The 19,137-nt window shown below is 39.4% G+C and carries 15 protein-coding genes; 12 read left to right on the top strand and 3 right to left on the bottom strand.

Annotated elements, in window-relative coordinates; all coding sequences use genetic code 11:
* Nucleotides 1-18 precede the first annotated feature (18 nt).
* From pdhR to GWI68_RS15555, 10 genes are all read left to right on the top strand, one after another.
* The gene (gene pdhR / locus GWI68_RS15600) at nucleotides 19-789 is read left to right on the top strand and encodes a pyruvate dehydrogenase complex transcriptional repressor PdhR (RefSeq protein WP_166540924.1); all 771 of its coding nucleotides are present in this window, start codon (nucleotides 19-21) and stop codon (nucleotides 787-789) included.
* A 163-nt stretch (nucleotides 790-952) separates the two neighbouring features.
* On the top strand, nucleotides 953-3,619 hold the full coding sequence (gene aceE / locus GWI68_RS15595; RefSeq protein WP_109407446.1) for a pyruvate dehydrogenase (acetyl-transferring), homodimeric type: 2,667 nt from the start codon (nucleotides 953-955) through the stop codon (nucleotides 3,617-3,619).
* 12 nt (nucleotides 3,620-3,631) lie between these two features.
* Complete coding sequence (aceF, locus tag GWI68_RS15590; protein WP_166540871.1) at nucleotides 3,632-5,494, top strand: pyruvate dehydrogenase complex dihydrolipoyllysine-residue acetyltransferase; 1,863 nt, start codon at nucleotides 3,632-3,634, stop codon at nucleotides 5,492-5,494.
* A gap of 201 nt (nucleotides 5,495-5,695) precedes the next feature.
* A complete protein-coding gene (lpdA, locus tag GWI68_RS15585) occupies nucleotides 5,696-7,123 on the top strand; it encodes a dihydrolipoyl dehydrogenase (RefSeq protein WP_072063363.1) in 1,428 nt (475 codons plus the stop codon).
* A 514-nt stretch (nucleotides 7,124-7,637) separates the two neighbouring features.
* Nucleotides 7,638-10,235 (top strand): bifunctional aconitate hydratase 2/2-methylisocitrate dehydratase, encoded by a 2,598-nt coding sequence (gene acnB / locus GWI68_RS15580; RefSeq protein WP_166540870.1) that lies wholly within the window; start codon nucleotides 7,638-7,640, stop codon nucleotides 10,233-10,235.
* 138 nt (nucleotides 10,236-10,373) lie between these two features.
* The gene (locus GWI68_RS15575; protein WP_109407443.1) at nucleotides 10,374-10,745 is read left to right on the top strand and encodes a YacL family protein; all 372 of its coding nucleotides are present in this window, start codon (nucleotides 10,374-10,376) and stop codon (nucleotides 10,743-10,745) included.
* A gap of 92 nt (nucleotides 10,746-10,837) precedes the next feature.
* Entirely contained in the window at nucleotides 10,838-11,698 is an 861-nt protein-coding gene (mscS, locus tag GWI68_RS15570) for a small-conductance mechanosensitive channel MscS (protein ID WP_166540869.1), read from the top strand.
* A gap of 118 nt (nucleotides 11,699-11,816) precedes the next feature.
* Nucleotides 11,817-12,041, top strand: coding sequence for a hypothetical protein (locus tag GWI68_RS15565; RefSeq protein WP_166540868.1), 225 nt, complete (start codon nucleotides 11,817-11,819; stop codon nucleotides 12,039-12,041).
* Between the two features lie 140 nt (nucleotides 12,042-12,181).
* Nucleotides 12,182-12,805, top strand: a complete 624-nt coding sequence (gene argO, locus GWI68_RS15560; RefSeq protein ID WP_166540867.1) for an arginine exporter ArgO — start codon at nucleotides 12,182-12,184, stop codon at nucleotides 12,803-12,805.
* Nucleotides 12,806-12,892: 87 nt separating this feature from the next.
* On the top strand, nucleotides 12,893-13,627 hold the full coding sequence (locus GWI68_RS15555) for an oxidative stress defense protein (RefSeq protein WP_166540866.1): 735 nt from the start codon (nucleotides 12,893-12,895) through the stop codon (nucleotides 13,625-13,627).
* 71 nt (nucleotides 13,628-13,698) lie between these two features.
* On the opposite strand, the gene GWI68_RS15550 is transcribed toward GWI68_RS15555, so the two are convergent.
* A complete protein-coding gene (locus GWI68_RS15550; protein WP_166540865.1) occupies nucleotides 13,699-14,598 on the bottom strand; it encodes a LysR family transcriptional regulator ArgP in 900 nt (299 codons plus the stop codon).
* Between the two features lie 162 nt (nucleotides 14,599-14,760).
* Between GWI68_RS15550 and rpiA the strand changes: the two genes are divergently transcribed.
* Both rpiA and serA read left to right on the top strand, forming a co-directional pair.
* Nucleotides 14,761-15,417: a ribose-5-phosphate isomerase RpiA gene (gene rpiA, locus GWI68_RS15545; protein WP_166540864.1), complete on the top strand. Its 657-nt coding sequence runs from the start codon at nucleotides 14,761-14,763 to the stop codon at nucleotides 15,415-15,417.
* 272 nt (nucleotides 15,418-15,689) lie between these two features.
* Nucleotides 15,690-16,940 carry a phosphoglycerate dehydrogenase gene (serA, locus tag GWI68_RS15540; protein WP_109407437.1) on the top strand — a complete coding sequence of 417 codons (1,251 nt, stop codon included), beginning with the start codon at nucleotides 15,690-15,692 and terminating at the stop codon, nucleotides 16,938-16,940.
* A 70-nt stretch (nucleotides 16,941-17,010) separates the two neighbouring features.
* Here the strand turns inward: serA and GWI68_RS15535 are convergent, their stop codons facing one another.
* Together GWI68_RS15535 and GWI68_RS20505 are read right to left on the bottom strand one after the other, a co-directional pair.
* Entirely contained in the window at nucleotides 17,011-18,711 is a 1,701-nt protein-coding gene (locus tag GWI68_RS15535; RefSeq protein ID WP_243733415.1) for a type I secretion system permease/ATPase, read from the bottom strand.
* Complete coding sequence (locus GWI68_RS20505; RefSeq protein ID WP_243733414.1) at nucleotides 18,666-19,130, bottom strand: hypothetical protein; 465 nt, start codon at nucleotides 19,128-19,130, stop codon at nucleotides 18,666-18,668. The genes GWI68_RS15535 and GWI68_RS20505 overlap by 46 nt, the downstream gene beginning before the upstream one ends.
* Nucleotides 19,131-19,137: the final 7 nt, after the last annotated feature.

Raw genomic sequence — 19,137 nt, 5'->3', positions numbered from 1 at the left:
ATAATGGCTTCCAGCAATATGGCTTATACAAAAATCCGTCAACCTAAGCTTTCTGATGTCATTGAGCAACAGCTTGAGCATCTGATTTTAGAAGGCACTCTGCGTCCAGGAGAAAAACTCTTACCTGAGCGTGAGCTGGCGAAGCAATTTGATGTATCCCGCCCTTCATTGCGTGAAGCTATCCAAAAATTAGAAGCTAAAGGTTTTTTACTTCGTCGCCAAGGCGGTGGAACATTTGTTCAGCATAATCTCTGGCAAAGTTTTAGTGATCCTTTAGCTCAACTGCTTAGCGGACATCCCGAATCTCAATTTGATCTCTTAGAAACGCGCCATGCCCTTGAAGGTATTGCGGCTTATTATGCAGCGTTACGCGGTACTAATGAAGATCTTGCTCGTATCAAGGCAAGCCATGATTGTATTTTGAAGGCCCACGAAAAGGGTGATTTGGTCGCTGAGTCTGAAGCTGTATTGCAATATCAATTAATTGTCACGGAAGCTGCTCATAATGTTGTTCTATTACATTTATTAAGATGCATGGTACCTATGCTGGAGCAGAATATCCGCCAGAATTTTGAGTTTCTTTACACTCGTAAAGAGATGTTAACTGCCGTAAGTGAGCATCGTAGTCAGATTTATCAGGCTATTATTAATAGAGAGCCAGAGGTAGCGCGTGAAGCTTCACATCGCCATTTAGCCTTTATTGAAGATGTTTTGTTGGATATGAGTCGTGAACATACTCGCCGTGAGCGCTCTTTGCGCCGGCTCCAACAACACCCTGATTTATTTTAGTAGCACAGATCCTGACCGCTGAGTCTGTACTACCTATCTCCCTGTGATTTTCAGGGATAGCGGTAATAACAGCAGGGTCTATCTTCCCGTCATATCAAATGGGTATAACGGGAAGATAGACTCCCATAACCATTAAAAACAGATAACAGATAAGGAATACACCATGTCAGATATGCTGAAAAATGACGTGGATCCGATCGAAACTCGCGACTGGTTACAAGCGATCGACTCGGTCATCCGTGAAGAAGGTGTTGAGCGTGCACAGTTCCTGATTGATCAGGTATTAAAACAAGCCCGTAATGGCGGTCTTAATATTGCTTTAGGCGGCTCTGTACACAGTGATTATATCAATACCATTCCTGCTGAAGATGAACCCGCTTACCCTGGCAATCTGGAATTAGAGCGTCGTATTCGTTCTGCTATTCGCTGGAACGCAGTAATGATGGTTCTGCGTGCATCCAAAAAAGATTTGGAACTCGGCGGACACATGGCGTCATTCCAATCTTCTGCAACGTTATATGAAGTGTGCTTTAACCACTTCTTCCGTGCTCAAAATGAAACTGATGGCGGCGACTTAGTTTACTTCCAAGGACATATCTCCCCAGGTATCTATGCACGCGCATTCTTAGAAGGTCGTTTAACAGAAGAACAATTAAACAACTTCCGTCAAGAAATTGGTGGTAAAGGTTTATCTTCTTATCCACACCCTAAATTAATGCCTGAATTCTGGCAGTTCCCAACTGTTTCTATGGGTCTGGGGCCTCTATCTGCAATTTATCAAGCTAAATTCCTGAAATATTTAAATCACCGTGGCTTAAAAGATACGACTAAACAAACTGTTTATGCGTTCTTAGGCGATGGCGAAATGGACGAACCAGAATCTAAAGGTGCAATCACCATCGCAGTTCGCGAAAAATTAGATAACCTGTGCTTCGTTGTTAACTGTAACTTACAACGTCTTGATGGCCCAGTTACAGGTAACGGCAAAATTGTTAACGAATTAGAAGGTATCTTTGCTGGTGCTGGCTGGAACGTTATCAAAGTAATGTGGGGCGATCGTTGGGATGAGCTTCTGCGTAAAGACACCTCTGGTAAACTCATTCAATTAATGAATGAAACCCTGGATGGTGATTACCAGACATTTAAATCTCGTGATGGCGCTTATGTTCGTGAGCATTTCTTCAATCGTTACCCAGAAACTGCTGCATTAGTTAAAGATATGACTGATGATGAAATCTGGGCATTAAACCGTGGTGGTCACGATCCGAAGAAAGTTTTTGCTGCATTCCAAAAAGCAAAAGACACTCAAAACAAACCAACTGTTATTTTAGCTCAAACCATTAAAGGTTATGGTATGGGTGAAACAGCAGAAGGTAAAAACATTGCTCACCAAGTTAAAAAAATGAACATGGATGGCGTTCACCATTTCCGTGATCGTTTCAATATTCCAGTTGCTGATGAGCAAATCAAAGACCTGCCTTATATTACTTTTGACAAAGAGTCAGAAGAATACAAATACCTGCACGCACGTCGTCAGGATTTAGGCGGTTACTTGCCAGCACGTCGTCCTCGTTTTGAAGAAAAACTGGATATTCCGACACTGGAAGATTTCAGCCAATTACTGGAAGAACAATCTAAAGAGATTTCTACAACTATCGCATTCGTTCGTGCACTGAACGTAATGTTGAAAAATAAATCTATCAAAGATCGTTTAGTTCCAATTATTGCTGACGAAGCACGTACTTTCGGTATGGAAGGCCTGTTCCGTCAAATCGGTATTTATAGCCCGAATGGCCAGCAATATACGCCTCAAGATCGTGAGCAAGTTGCTTACTATAAAGAAGACGTTAAAGGTCAAATTCTGCAAGAAGGTATCAACGAACTGGGTGCTGGCGCATCTTGGTTAGCAGCTGCAACATCTTACAGCACTAACAACCTGCCAATGATCCCATTCTATATCTACTACTCAATGTTTGGTTTCCAACGTATTGGCGACCTATGCTGGGCAGCAGGTGACCAACAAGCTCGTGGCTTCTTAGTGGGTGGTACTTCAGGCCGTACAACACTTAATGGTGAAGGTTTACAACACGAAGATGGTCATAGCCATATTCAATCGCTGACTATCCCTAACTGTATCTCTTATGATCCAGCATTTGCTTATGAAGTTGCTGTTATCATGCAAGATGGTTTAGAGCGTATGTATGGTGATAAACAAGAAAACGTTTATTACTACATCACTACACTCAACGAAAACTACCATATGCCAGCAATGCCAGCCGGTGTTGAAGAAGGTATCCGTAAAGGTATCTACAAACTGGAATCACTGGAAGGCGCGAAAGGTAAAGTTCAGTTACTGGGTTCAGGTTCTATTCTGCGTCACGTTCGTGAAGCAGCACAAATCCTGTCTACTGAATACGGTATTGGTTCTGATGTTTATAGCGTAACTTCATTCACAGAACTGGCTCGTGATGGTCAAGATTGTGAACGTTGGAACATGCTACACCCATCTGAAGCACCGCGTGTACCTTACATCGCTCAAATTATGAATGATGCACCAGCTGTAGCCTCTACTGACTATATGAAACTGTTCGCTGAACAAGTTCGTACTTATGTACCAGCAGATGATTACCGCGTATTAGGTACAGATGGTTTCGGTCGTTCTGATAGCCGTGAAAACCTGCGTCACCACTTCGAAGTTGATACTTCTTATGTGATTGTTGCTGCATTAGGTGAATTAGCTAAACGTGGTGAGATTGATGTGAAGGTTGTTGAAGAAGCAATCAATAAATACAACATCAACCCTGAAAAAGTAAACCCACGTCTGGCGTAAGAGGTAAAGTGAATGTCTATTGAAATTAAAGTCCCAGATATCGGTGCTGATGAAGTTGAAGTCACCGAAGTGATGGTGAAAGTGGGCGACCGTATTGAGGAAGAACAATCCTTAATTACTGTAGAAGGTGACAAAGCTTCTATGGAAGTCCCATCACCACAAGCGGGTGTAGTGAAAGAGATCAAAATTGCTGTGGGCGATAAAGTCCAAACTGGTTCTCTTATCATGATTTTTGAAGCAGAAGGTGCCGCGCAAGCTGCACCAGCTCAAGCCGCAGCTCCTGCGCCAGCAGCATCGCCTGCAACGGCAGAATTAAAAGAAGTTCATGTACCTGATATCGGCGGTGACGAAGTTGAAGTTACCGAAGTGATGGTAAAAGTGGGCGATAGCGTTGCTGAAGAACAATCGCTGATCACTGTAGAAGGTGATAAAGCTTCTATGGAAGTTCCAGCTCCATTTGCTGGCGTTGTGAAAGAAATTAAAATCGCAACTGGTGATAAAGTGAGCACAGGCTCTCTTATCATGGTATTTGAAGTTGCAGGTAGCGCACCTGTTGCTCAAGCAGCTCCAGCTCCAGCAGCATCTGCACCAGCAACATCTGCTGTGAAAGAAGTGAATGTTCCAGATATCGGTGGTGACGAAGTTGAAGTTACTGAAGTGATGGTTAAAGTAGGTGATTCCATCTCTGAAGAACAATCACTGATCACCGTTGAAGGTGATAAAGCTTCTATGGAAGTTCCAGCACCATTTGCAGGTGTGGTTAAAGAGATCAAAATTGCAGTGGGCGATAAAGTGAAAACTGGCTCACTGATCATGACGTTTGAAGTTGCCGGTGCAGCACCTGTTGCTCAAGCAGCAGCAGCCGCACCTGCGCCAGCAAGTTCTGCACCAGCAGCACCTGCTAAAGCACAAGCAACTGCACCAGCAGCAAAAGAAGAATTCGTTGAAAATGATGCTTACGTTCATGCAACACCTGTTATTCGTCGCTTAGCGCGTGAATTTGGTGTGAATTTAGCGAAAGTGAAAGGTACTGGTCGTAAAGGCCGTATCTTACGTGAAGACGTTCAGTCTTACGTGAAAGAGTTAATTAAACGTGCTGAATCAGCGCCAGCAAATGCAGGTGGCGGATTACCAGGCATGTTACCTTGGCCGAAAGTTGACTTCAGCAAGTTTGGTGAAATTGAAGAAGTTGAATTAAGCCGTATCCAGAAAATCTCTGGTGCTAACTTAAGCCGTAACTGGGTGATGATCCCTCACGTAAATCTGTTCGATGAAGCAGATATCACTGAGGTTGAAGAATTCCGTAAACAGCAAAATAAAGAAGCAGAGAAGAAAAAACTGGATGTTAAGATCACTCCGTTAGTCTTCGTGATGAAAGCAGCAGCAAAAGCACTGGCAGATATGCCACGCTTTAACAGCTCTATCTCTGAAGATGGACAGAAACTGATCCTGAAAAAATACATCAATATCGGCATTGCTGTAGATACACCTAACGGTTTAGTTGTTCCTGTTTTCAAAGATGTTAACAAAAAAGGCATTATCGAACTGTCTTATGAGTTAGCTGAAGTTTCTAAGAAAGCACGTGCAGGTAAACTGACAGCTGCGGATATGCAAGGCGGATGTTTCACAATTTCTAGCCTTGGTGGTATCGGTACTACCGGTTTTGCACCAATCGTTAACGCACCAGAAGTTGCGATTATGGGACTTTCCCGTTCTTCTATGAAACCTGTATGGAATGGTAAAGAGTTCGTACCACGCTTGATTCTACCAATGTCATTATCTTTCGATCACCGTGTGATCGATGGTGCTGATGGTGCTCGATTCATCACTCTGATTAATCAGTACATGAGCGATTTACGTCGTTTGGTAATGTAATTATTTAAACCGGTGCTTAGCGCCGGTTTCTCTGATTACGATGATGGATTTTACAGTCATACATCTTAGGTTGTGAGATCCGTCATGTTAGAGCGCTTTTCAGTTTATTAACATTTCTGTAAACTGCATGCGGTATGTAAGTCTCGGTGTTAAATATGGATTTTCGTCTGACTCGCCGGACAAATAAATAATGAGGTCACGATGAGTACTGAAATTAAAGCACAGGTAGTGGTTCTCGGCGCAGGCCCTGCGGGTTATTCCGCGGCGTTCCGTTGCGCTGACTTAGGTTTAGAAACAGTTTTAGTTGAACGTCACTCTACTTTAGGTGGTGTTTGTCTGAATGTGGGTTGTATCCCTTCTAAAGCGTTACTCCACGTTGCTAAAGTTATCGAAGAAGCGAAAGCATTATCTGAACATGGTGTTGTTTTTGATGCACCAAAAACAGATATCGACAAAATTCGCATCTGGAAAGACAAAGTTATTTCTCAATTAACCGGTGGCTTAGCGGGCATGGCTAAAGGCCGTAAAGTGACTGTTGTTAATGGCGAAGCACGATTCACTGGTTCTCATACATTGTCTGTTGAAGGTGGTGAAGGTACAACTACCATCACTTTTGAAAATGCAATCGTTGCTGCCGGCTCACGTCCAATCGAATTACCATTTATTCCACATGAAGACCCACGAGTATGGGATTCAACAGATGCGCTGCAACTGAAAACCGTACCAGAGCGTTTACTGGTTATGGGTGGCGGTATCATCGGTCTGGAAATGGGAACGGTTTATCACTCTCTGGGTTCTCAGATTGACGTGGTTGAAATGTTTGATCAGGTTATTCCTGCTGCTGACAAAGACGTGGTTAAAGTATTTACCAAACGTATCAGCAAGAAATTTAACCTGATGCTAGAAACCAAAGTAACTGCGGTTGAAGCAAAAGAAGATGGCATCTACGTAACGATGGAAGGCAAAAAAGCCCCAGCAGAACCACAACGTTACGATGCAGTATTAGTTGCTATCGGTCGTGTACCTAACGGTAAATTATTAGACGCAGGTAAAGCAGGCATCGAAGTTGATGATCGTGGCTTTATCCATGTTGACAAACAAATGCGTACTAATGTACCTCACATCTTTGCTATCGGAGACATTGTTGGTCAACCAATGCTGGCTCACAAAGGTGTTCATGAAGGTCACGTTGCAGCAGAAGTTATTTCTGGTAAAAAACATTACTTCGATCCTAAAGTTATTCCATCAATCGCTTATACTGAACCAGAAGTTGCATGGGTTGGTATGACAGAAAAAGAAGCGAAAGAGAAAGGCGTTAGCTATGAAGTGGCTTCTTTCCCATGGGCTGCATCAGGCCGTGCAATCGCATCAGATTGTGCTGATGGTATGACTAAACTGATTTTCGACAAAGAAACTAACCGTGTTATCGGTGGTGCAATTGTTGGTTCTAACGGTGGTGAACTGTTAGGTGAAATTGGTCTGGCAATCGAAATGGGTTGTGATGCTGAAGATATCGCATTAACTATCCACGCTCACCCAACGTTATACGAATCAATTGGTATGGCTGCGGAAGTATTTGAAGGTAGTATCACTGACCTGCCAAATCCAAAAGCGAAAAAGAAAAAATAAGCGACTTTTTACTGGAAACGGTTTTGCTGAAAATAGCTTTACTGAAAACAGTTTACTAAAGTAGTTTAAATGATAAGGGCTAAGTTCTTTATGGAACTTGGCTCTTTTTTTATATTTTTTATTGAAATGCTGATCGTCTTCTACTGTGTGATGCTGGTTATTTTGTGTGATTGATGTTTATTTGGCCGTAAATTTTACTTTAGTGCTAATTTGGGTATGAAAAAAACTATAAAAAGTGTGGTTATTAACCAAAATCTTGGTTAAAAGTCTCTGTTATATATTTTGTTTAAGTGTTTTAATCTGAATAAGTGGATATTTGAATCTGATTAATGTTACTTTTATGTGAACGAATTAACATCGTGTTGAAGATTTGCTATGCTGATAGCCCTTAGCTGGGCATAATTTCACAACCTATTATGTTTTATGCGAGCAAAAGATCCTCTGACCTGGCACCTTATTAACAAGGTGCAGACAGCCGGGTTATACAAAATGACAAAGAAGCGAGGAGACAGTCGTGCTAGAAGAATACCGTAAGCACGTAGCAGAGCGTGCAGCTGAAGGTGTCGTTCCAAAACCTCTCGATGCCACACAAACAGCCGCACTTGTTGAGCTATTAAAAAATCCCCCTAAAGGTGAAGAAGAATTTCTTCTTGATTTAATTGTTAACCGTGTTCCACCCGGAGTTGATGAAGCTGCCTATGTTAAGGCGGGTTTTTTAACTGCCCTCGCGAAAGGCGAAACCACATCACCTCTTATCTCGCCAGAAAAAGCCGTTGAATTATTAGGTACCATGCAAGGTGGCTATAATATTCATGCTTTAATTGAATCTCTGGATAACAACAAATTAGCCCCAATTGCAGCCAAAGCGCTTTCTCACACATTACTGATGTTCGATAACTTCTATGATGTTGAAGAAAAAGCCAAAGCAGGCAATGTGTATGCTAAACAGATTATGCAATCTTGGGCTGATGCAACATGGTTTACTGAACGTCCAGAATTAGCAGAAAAAATTACTGTTACCGTATTTAAAGTCACTGGTGAAACCAATACCGATGACTTATCTCCAGCTCCAGATGCTTGGTCTCGCCCAGATATCCCATTACATGCTTTAGCTATGTTAAAAAATGCGCGTGAAGGGATTGAACCAGATCAACCGGGTAGTGTTGGTCCTATCAAACAAATCGAAGCATTAAATAAAAAAGGCTTCCCACTAGCTTATGTTGGTGACGTTGTAGGCACTGGTTCTTCTCGTAAATCAGCGACAAACTCCGTGCTTTGGTTTATGGGGGATGATATTCCATTCGTTCCTAATAAACGCGGTGGTGGGGTTGTTCTCGGTGGTAAAATTGCACCTATCTTCTTTAACACAATGGAAGACGCAGGTGCATTGCCTATCGAAGTTGATGTTTCTAAATTAAATATGGGTGATGTCATTGATATTTACCCATATAAAGGTGAAATTCGTAACCATGAAACGAATGAGTTACTGGAAACCTTTGAGTTAAAAACCGAAGTATTAATTGATGAAGTTCGTGCTGGTGGCCGTATTCCATTAATCATTGGTCGTGGATTAACATCAAAAGCGCGCGAATCACTAGGTTTACCCGTTAGCACACTGTTCCGTCATGCTAAACCTGTTGCAGAAAGCAACCGTGGTTTCTCACTAGCTCAGAAAATGGTAGGTCGTGCTTGTGGTCGTACAGGTATTCGCCCGGGCGAATATTGCGAGCCAAAAATGACCTCAGTAGGTTCACAAGATACAACAGGTCCAATGACTCGTGATGAGCTAAAAGACTTGGCGTGCCTTGGTTTCTCTGCTGATTTAGTAATGCAATCATTCTGTCATACTGCGGCTTATCCAAAACCGGTAGACGTTACAACGCATCACACTTTGCCTGACTTTATTATGAATCGTGGTGGTGTTTCACTGCGTCCGGGCGATGGTATTATCCACTCATGGTTAAATCGTATGTTATTACCTGATACTGTTGGTACAGGTGGTGACTCGCATACTCGTTTCCCTATTGGTATCTCATTCCCAGCAGGCTCGGGCCTAGTGGCTTTTGCTGCAGCAACTGGGGTTATGCCATTAGATATGCCAGAATCTGTTCTGGTTCGTTTTAAAGGCAAAATGCAACCGGGTGTGACACTGCGTGATTTAGTTCATGCTATTCCTTATTACGCAATTCAAGATGGTTTACTGACAGTTGAGAAAAAAGGTAAGAAAAACATTTTCTCTGGTCGCATTCTTGAGATTGAAGGCTTACCAGAGCTGAAAGTAGAACAAGCATTTGAGCTTGCTGATGCATCAGCAGAACGTTCAGCTGCGGGTTGTACCATTAAACTGGATAAAGCGCCTATCATTGAGTACCTCCAGTCTAACATTATCTTATTGAAATGGATGATATCTGAAGGTTATGGCGATCGTCGTACTATTGAACGTCGTATTACTTCAATGGAAAACTGGTTGAAAGATCCGCAATTACTTGAAGCGGATGCTGATGCAGAATATGCCGCAGTGATCGAAATTGATTTAAATGAGATCAAAGAGCCAATTCTATGTGCGCCTAACGATCCAGATGATGCTCGCTTACTATCTGAAGTGGCAAACAGCAAAATTGATGAAGTGTTCATTGGTTCTTGTATGACTAACATTGGTCACTTCCGTGCTGCGGGTAAACTGCTTGATCAACACAAAGGTCAATTACCAACACGTTTATGGGTTGCTCCACCAACAAAAATGGATGCGGCACAATTAACGGAAGAGGGCTATTATAGCGTCTTTGGTAAGAGTGGAGCACGTATCGAAGTACCTGGTTGTTCACTGTGTATGGGGAACCAAGCGCGTGTTGCTGATGGTGCAACTGTTGTTTCAACCTCGACACGAAACTTCCCTAACCGCTTAGGTACAGGTGCAAATGTGTATCTTGCTTCAGCAGAACTTGCGGCAGTTGCGTCATTATTAGGTCGTTTGCCTGAGCCACAAGAGTATCTCGACTTTATGAATAAAGTTGATGAAACCGCAGAAGATACTTATCGCTATCTGAACTTTGATCAACTTGCTCAATATACAGATAAAGCAGACCAAGTTATTTTCCAAACAACGGTATAACGATTAATTTATTGCTTTAAACGTATTTAATATGAACAAACGGGAGGCTAATACCTCCCGTTTTTTGTTATTTTTGTCATAATAAAAATAAGGTATTTTTTTATTAAAAAAGCGGTAGCTTAATAAGGGGCGTACACCATGGACTATGAATTTCAGCGAGACCTCACTGGCGGTATACTAGCCCGTTTTTCGATGGATCATGAAGCGATAGGCTATTGGCTGAATGATGAAATTCAGGGCGATATTAGTCTGATAGATCAAATTCTTGAAGAGATGGATGGTATTAAAGGCAGTGAAAGACAGTGGGAGCTAATTGGTAAAGAATATAGCCTTTCGATTGATGATGAAGAAGTAATGATAAGAGCCAATACTTTGCATTTTGAAACAGATGAAATGGAAGAGGGCATGAGCTATTACGATAACGAAAGTATCTCTTTTTGTGGTTTAGATGATTTTGCTACCATGCTACAGAAATATCGGTTATTTATTCTGGAAAATAAAGAAAATTAACAAATACTATATATTTTTTGAATAAATCTGCCACAATATATTACTGAATTGCTATTCTTCTATTATATTTTTAAGATTTAAAAGGTGGTCTAATGAATGAATTACCTGTTAGTTTAGATGAAGCATCAGGTTGGTTTGCCGCAAATCAGGATCTCTTTATTCAATATGCTGTGAATATTGTAGCCGCATTTTTGATCTTATTTATTGGTCTTTTTGTCGCAAAAATGATCGGTAAAGGTGTCGCAAGAGTTCTTACATTGCGTCATATTGATGCTACTGTTGTGACATTTTTATCTGTTTTAGTTCGTTATACTGTTGTTGCTTTTACCTTAATTGCCGTATTAGGACGATTAGGTGTTCAAACTGCGTCGGTTATCGCGGTATTAGGTGCTGCTGGTTTGGCGGTTGGTTTAGCCTTACAAGGATCACTATCTAACTTTGCAGCGGGCGTATTAATTGTTATCTTCCGTCCGATCCGCACAGATGAATATGTCATGATTGGCTCTGTAGAAGGTACGGTAAGAGATGTACAAATTTTCTCTACCACATTACGCTCAGCCGATGACAGAATTATCGTTATTCCAAATAGCAAAATTATCAGTAGCGAGGTTATCAACTTAACGCGTGAGCCTAATCGCCGTACACAAATTATTGTCGGTGTGGCTTATGATGCTGATATTGATAAAGTAAAACAAGTACTGGGTGATGTTGTTGCTAAAGACAAACGTATTCAACATGATAAAGGTGTGACTATCCGTTTACATGAAATGGCACCGTCTTCATTAAACTTTGTGGTACGTGTTTGGACAACCAATGGAGATGCATGGCCTGTTTATTGGGATTTGATGGAAGATTTTAAACGCGCATTAGATGCGAATAATATCGGTATTCCATTCCCACAAATGGATGTTTATATGCATCAAACACCAAGTGCGACGGCAAAAGCAGAATAGTCTCACAAGAATAGATGACATAGAGCCACGTTAATAACGTGGCTTTTTTGTATGATAAGAAATAAGAAAGGAAGAATAATGAGATAACACAGACTATAAAAGGGATTAAGTATTAAAAATGGAGATAATCTTAAGGAGTTTCTTTTTTGTTTTTCATTATGCTGATGGCTATCTTGTTTTTTCTTTGGCGCTATTATTATTGTGGTATTCACATAAAGTAGCTAAAAAGCGAACACGTATTATCTTATTTATTACTGCATTAATTGTGGTAACACCTCATGTTACTATCTGGTCTAATTTTATTTTTATTCTATTAATGAATATGGTTATTTCATCTTATTAACCTTACTGAAATTATTATTTTTATCTATTTTATGGTCATTAGTTTTTCTTATTATCAATAAGAATGATTCATTTCCTCTAATATCAAAATCCCTCTATTATTCAGCTAATATCTAACGAATAATTATTAAGGTATTTTGCATGTTTACAACTTTTTTTCAGGGCTTTTTATTGAGTGCAGCCATGATTTTACCTATAGGTGCTCAGAATGCTTTTGTTTTACAGCAAGGGAGTAAAAAACAATTTCATTTAATGAGCGCATTTTTATGCGCTTTAAGTGATGTTGTATTAATAACAGCAGGTGTCTTTGGTGGCAGTGCATTGCTTAGTCAATCAGAAACACTTTTATTATTGATCACATGGGGAGGAGTGGTATTTTTACTTTGGTATGGTTGGAAAGCATTTAAAACAGCTTTTTCAAAAGATATCGAATTATCACAAAGTGAAAATCAGGTAAAAAACCGTTGGCGTGTGATTGTGACATTAATTGCCGTAACTTGGCTTAATCCTCATGTTTATTTAGATACTTTTGTTGTGATAGGCAGTATAGGTGGACAATTAACCACAGAGCTTCGCCCTTGGTTTACAATTGGTGCGGTATTTGCCTCTATAAGTTGGTTTTTCGCATTATCACTACTTGCGGCTTGGTTTTCTCCAATATTAAGCAAAACACACTCTCAACGCATTATTAATATGTTTGTAGGATGTGTGATGTGGTTTATTGCTGTTCAATTAGTAGCACAAGGATGGAAAACTCTCTTTTAATCTTAAAGAACTTTACATCATATATGCTAATGTTCTTCTTAGTCCTAAAAACAGGACATTAAAATTAATTTTGTCAGGGGGTTTTTTGTGAAATTAAGAGCGATTGTATTAGCATCCATGTTTACGCTGGGATTACCTTCCATTGCGCTAGCTGCTTCGGAGCCAGAAGGACCACATATTACAACATCGGGTAATGCGACAATTAAAGCAGCTCCTGATATGGCGACATTAAATATTCAGGTTAATGAAAGAGCAAAAGATGCGGCTCAGGCTAAGAAACAAGTCGATGAGCGTGTTGCAAAGTATTTTGCCTTCTTAAAAGAAAATGGTGTTGTGAAGGAAGATATCGACGCTGCTAATATCCGTACTCAACCAAACTATGAGTATGATAAAAAAGCAGAGCGTTCGGTGATTAATGGTTATACAGCAACACGTACTGTGAATGTCAAAATTAAGAAATTAGAACAGCTTAATACGTTACTTGATGGCGCATTAGCGGCTGGTTTAAATGAAATTAATAACGTTGAGTTTGGCGTAAATAATCCAGAACAATACAAAGTAAAAGCACGAGAAGTGGCCATTAAAAATGCCATTGATCAAGCAACTTCTGTTGCAAAAGGTTTTGGTGCTGATTTAGGTGCAGTCTATAGTGTAAGCTATCGTGCGCCAGAAGCGACACCTTATCCAATCGCACAAGTACGTATGGATGCAATGGCATTAAAAGCCCAAGCACCAGCAGCAGTGCAAGAAACTTATGAACAACAAAGTATCGAATTTAAAGATTATGTGGATGTTGTTTTTGAACTAAAACGCACTAAATAATTATGTTACGGTAAAAAAAATAGGCTTCTTAGAGAAGCCTATTTTTTGTGTTAAAAGATGAAATAGCCGTGCTACTCTTCACCTTGTTTTAAAACCTTACGGCCAAAATTAATCAGTGCATCTGTCACTTTTCTCATCGTTCTACTTTCTGGTGCAAAACGATGCCAATAAAGCATACGCCGCTGGCAAAGTCCCGGAGTTAAATCAACCAGCTCTCCACTCTTTAGCTCATTAGCAATTTGTAGATGAGGGATCATGCAACATGTCGAACCTTGTTTTGCTAATTGCACAAATGCTTCAGAAGAATTAACGATATGGCAAGGTACGCTACCCGGAGATAAACCAAAGTTTTGCTGTAAAAATGCTTGATGCATATCATCAAGATGGTCAAATGCGACTGCAGGGGCTTTTAATAACGATGACTTAGTTACGCCATTTGCAAAATAACGCTGAGCAAAATCAGGAGAGGCCACAAATAGATAATCAAGAGCGCCTAATTGATCAACAAGGCAACTTGGTAATGCTTGTGGCTGAATACTGATTGCACCAACTACTTCGCCTCTTCTTAAGCGTTCTTGTGTTCGCGTTTCATCTTCAACTTGTATATTAAGCCGAATAGGCAGTTGTGTTAAAACTGGGTGCAAAGCGGGTAATAACCACGTTGCTAAACTATCAGCATTCACCGCCAAAGAGAGTAAAAGCGGTGTGGAGCCACTATTTTCATCACCTAACCATTGTTCTTCAAGTAATTCTACTTGATGCAATAATGCCAATAGTTTTTGCCCTTGCTCTGTGGGCTTAGGGGGAACAGTTCGCACTAATAATGGTTGGCCGAATAAGTTTTCTAATTGTTTAATACGCTGTGAAACGGCAGATTGTGTAATACATAACTTTTGTGCAGCTCTTTCAAAACCACGTTCGCGAATGACGGCATCAAGGGCTTGTAATGCTCGATAATCAGGGCGTTTCATTAACAGACTCTCTTTGATTTTATATTCTGTTGCTTACTATGCCATATTTTTTTGTTGTAATGAGTTAAAATGTTGCTTCTCAGTTTTTGATGTGTCTCGTGCTAGTTTTGAATGCAATATGCTATTCTTAGTCCATTAACGTGATAAATAAGGTTTTTTTAAATGACTCAGGATGAATTGAAAAAAGCAGTAGGTTGGGCGGCGCTTGAATATGTAAAACCCGGTACTATCGTGGGAGTGGGAACAGGCTCCACAGCTTCTCATTTTATTGACGCATTAGCGACAATGAAAGGTCAAATTGAAGGTACGGTTTCAAGTTCAGAAGCATCAACAGCAAAACTAAAAAGTTACGGCATTCCTGTTTTTGACTGTAATGAAGTCGATTCTTTAGATATCTATGTTGATGGTGCTGATGAAATCAACCACCATATGCAAATGATCAAAGGTGGCGGAGCTGCATTAACGCGAGAAAAAATTATTGCAGGTGTGGCAAAAACATTTATCTGTATCGTTGATGAATCTAAACAAGTGGATGTATTAGGTAAATTCCCTCTACCTGTTGAAGTTATTCCAATGGCGCGCTCTTATGTAGCTCGTGAATTGGTTAAATTGGGTGGTTTGCCTGAATATCGTGAAAACGTGGTAACAGATAATGGAAACGTTATTTTAGATGTTCATAACTTAACAATTCTTAACCCTATTGAACTGGAAAATAAAATTAACAGTATTCCAGGCGTGGTTACAGTAGGATTATTTGCTAATCGTGGTGCAAATGTCGTTTTAATGGGAACGTCTGAAGGCGTTAAAACTCTTAAGTAAGATGACTAAAAAGAGGTGGCGATGGCGACCTCTTTTTAAAATTATTTTAGAAACTGCAAATTCAGTGATATATATCACACCATAGTTATATCTCTCTTTAAAATCCTGCCTTTTTCAAAGTCAAAATCATTTTACTCGGTAGAAAATCGCTTTCTTTATCGCTTATTCTGCCATCACTGCAATCGGTTGTATTGCCACAAACTCTATTTTTGTTATGTTGTTGAGACAGGATTTTGTTTTTCATTAAATGTAACAACGATAGGGCAGGGTAAATGGTCAAAGTATCTTTGGAAAAAGAAAAGATAAAGTTTCTACTCCTTGAAGGTGTGCACCAAAGTGCAGTAGAAAATTTAAGAGCTGCGGGTTATACCAACATTGAATATCACAAAGGTGCGTTATCGGACGAAGAATTAAAAGAAGCTATCCGTGATGCACGTTTTGTTGGTCTTCGTTCCCGCACTCATTTAACAGAAGAAATTTTTGCAGCCGCTGAAAAATTAGTTGCTGTAGGATGCTTCTGTATTGGGACCAATCAAGTTGATTTAGATGCGGCAGCTCGTCGCGGTATCCCTGTTTTCAATGCGCCTTTCTCAAACACTCGTTCCGTGGCTGAGATGGTGCTAGGTGAATTACTGTTATTACTGCGCCGTATTCCGGAAGCCAACGCGAAAGCACATCGTGGTGTTTGGGATAAGCAAGCCAAAGGCTGTTTTGAAGCGCGTGGTAAAAAACTAGGTATTATTGGTTATGGCCATATTGGTACACAGTTAGGTATTTTGGCTGAAAGTGTCGGTTTAGATGTTTATTTTTATGACATTGAAAATAAACTGCCACTGGGTAATGCAACACAAATTCGTCATCTGTCTGAACTATTAAATATGTGTGACATTGTCAGCTTGCATGTACCAGAAACACCATCAACCAAGAATATGATTGGTCATGAAGAAATTCAGCGCATGAAACCAGGTTCAATTCTTATCAATGCTTCTCGTGGTACTGTGGTTGATATTCCTGCATTAGCACAAGCGTTAGAATCAAAACATTTATCTGGTGCTGCCGTTGACGTGTTCCCATCTGAGCCAGGTGCAAATAACGATCCTAACGATCCGTTTGTCTCTGAACTTATTAAATTCGATAACGTGATATTAACGCCACATATCGGTGGTTCAACACAAGAAGCGCAAGAAAATATTGGTTATGAAGTTGCTGGTAAATTAGCTAAATATTCAGATAATGGCTCTACGCTATCTGCGGTTAACTTCCCTGAAGTTTCATTACCAAGCCACGGCGATGATGTAAACCGTTTACTGCATATTCATGAAAACCGCCCAGGTATGATGAATAGTATCAATAATGTGTTTACTGAACAAAACATCAACGTGGCAGCACAATTCCTGCGAACTTCAGGCAATGTCGGTTATGTTGTGATTGATATTACAACGCAAACCAAGGCTCAAGCAGAGTTAGTGTTGCAAAAAATTAAAGCATTACCTGGTACTATTCGTGCTCGTATGCTGTACTAATTATTGATGTAATCATCAGTAAAATATTGAAGGCTCGGTATTTCGAGCCTTTTTTGTTTTTTAAACATTATTATTGAATTTGCTGTTTCCATAATTGGTAATAAAGCGCTCTATTTTCAAGCAAATTAGAATGTGTTCCTTCTTCTAATATCCGTCCTTTATCTATGACATAAATATAATTTGAATGTGCTAAGGTATTGAGACGATGTGCAATACTAATCACGGTTCTGTTTTTACAAATCCGAGGTAAATTTGCCAAAACTTGCGCTTCAGAGATGTAATCTAATGCTGATGTGGCTTCATCTAAAATAAGAATACGTGGGTTTGTTAATAAAGCTCTTGCCAGTGCAATACGTTGGCGTTGCCCTCCTGATAAATTAGCTCCTCGCTCTCCGACTTGAGTGTTAAATCCCAAAGGAAGTTGCTCAATAAATTCTAGAGCGCCTGCAAGTTGGCATGCTTCTATTAATTCTCTTTCATTTGCATTGGGTTTTGATAAACGAATATTTTCGATAATAGATCCACTAAATAAAAAACTTTCTTGTAAAACAATGCTAATACTTTGGCGTAATGAGAGAGGATCGGCGATAGCCAAATCCATGCCATCAATATAAATTTGTCCTTGTTGAGGCGTATAGAGACGTTGAATTAAACGTGTAACGGTACTTTTTCCTGAGCCAGAGCGACCGGTAATACCAATAAATTGTCCAGCAGGAATAGAAAACGAGAGTGATTCAATAACATCTGGCGTATGAGCGGTATAACGAAAATAGACATTTGAAAAATCAATACGACCTATGATTTGGGGTACTGTTGCTAATCCATAATATTGATGTTCTGTCGGCGTATTTAAAATTTCACCGATACGACGTAGAGAAATCGTTGCTTGTTGAAAATCCTGCCAGCATTGTGCTAAACGTAAAATAGGTTGTATGATATGCGCAGTAAAGAGATTAAATGCAATAAGTTCACCCACGGTCATTTGTGCATTAATAATTAAATTAACACCTTGCCACAAAATAATCGCCGTTGTGATTTTATGAATGATAAATATAAGCTGCTGAGCTAATAAAGTTTTTTTAGTAGCTGAAAATCGTTTGTTAATATGGTCGGTGAGTTTATATTGCCATTTGTCGATAAAGCGATTTTCTGTTGCTGTAATTTTGATAGTTTCTATACCGTTCATTGTTTCGGTTAATAGGCTGGTATTATCAGCATCAGCTTGATATTCCTGTTCAACCCAATAACGAATAAGAGGGCCAAGGATCAGCCAAAGTGTAAAATAAATAATTAATGCCCCTAACGTTACCCAAGTTAATGGTGTGGAATAAGTAAACATTACAGAAATAAACACAATAATAAAAATCAGGTCGAGCACTAACATTAATGCGGAACCAGTAATAAATTGACGAATATGTGAAAGCTCTTGAATACGAGCAATTATTTGGCCTGACTGTCGCTGATTAAAAAAAGCACTCGGTAAGCGAATAAGATGCTGATAAATTTTTCCTGAAAAATCGGCACTAAATTGGCAAGAAATAAATGTATACAATTTGTCTCTTAGAAAAAGATAAACAGGTTCGGTAATTGCTATTAAGAGTAATAAATAACCCAATAGATGTAAGTTTGATAAATTTCTTCCAGTTAATACCTTATCAATTAATGTTTCAAAAATTAAAGGGTTAACTAATGCGAAGAGTTGGCTACAACATGATAAAATAAAAATCAGTAAGAGTGATTTTTTTGTTTTAAAATAGTAGAAATAAACCAATTAATATTAAATTTATTACGCAATGACCTGTGTTGTTGATTGCTTATTAATACTATACTTAATTTTTGTTTTTTATCTATTCTATATTCAATGGTAATATTGCTTTCGAGATCGAATATTATCAAAAACTTTTCATTTTTTTCTTTTAAAACATACCATTTGTTATTTATTTCAATAAGGGTATCAATAAGATGATGTTTTTTACTCTCATAATCAATAATATCGAATTTACAGTTTAAATTAAGTAATTGAGCTGCTTCTAGAATGTTCCATTCATTAAATGAAGTGTCATTTCCAAGAAAATGAAAAATGTTCTCCCTTTTTATGTTTCTATTATTTTTTTTAGAAAAGTAAATTAATCCATCAATAATAGAGCAAGGATATTGTTTCATTTTTGCTACATTAGTTATGTTTTTCATGATATTA

Source organism: Proteus sp. G2669 (assembly GCF_009915245.1).
Classification (GTDB): domain Bacteria; phylum Pseudomonadota; class Gammaproteobacteria; order Enterobacterales; family Enterobacteriaceae; genus Proteus.
This window is presented reverse-complemented; position numbering and strand designations above follow the sequence as displayed.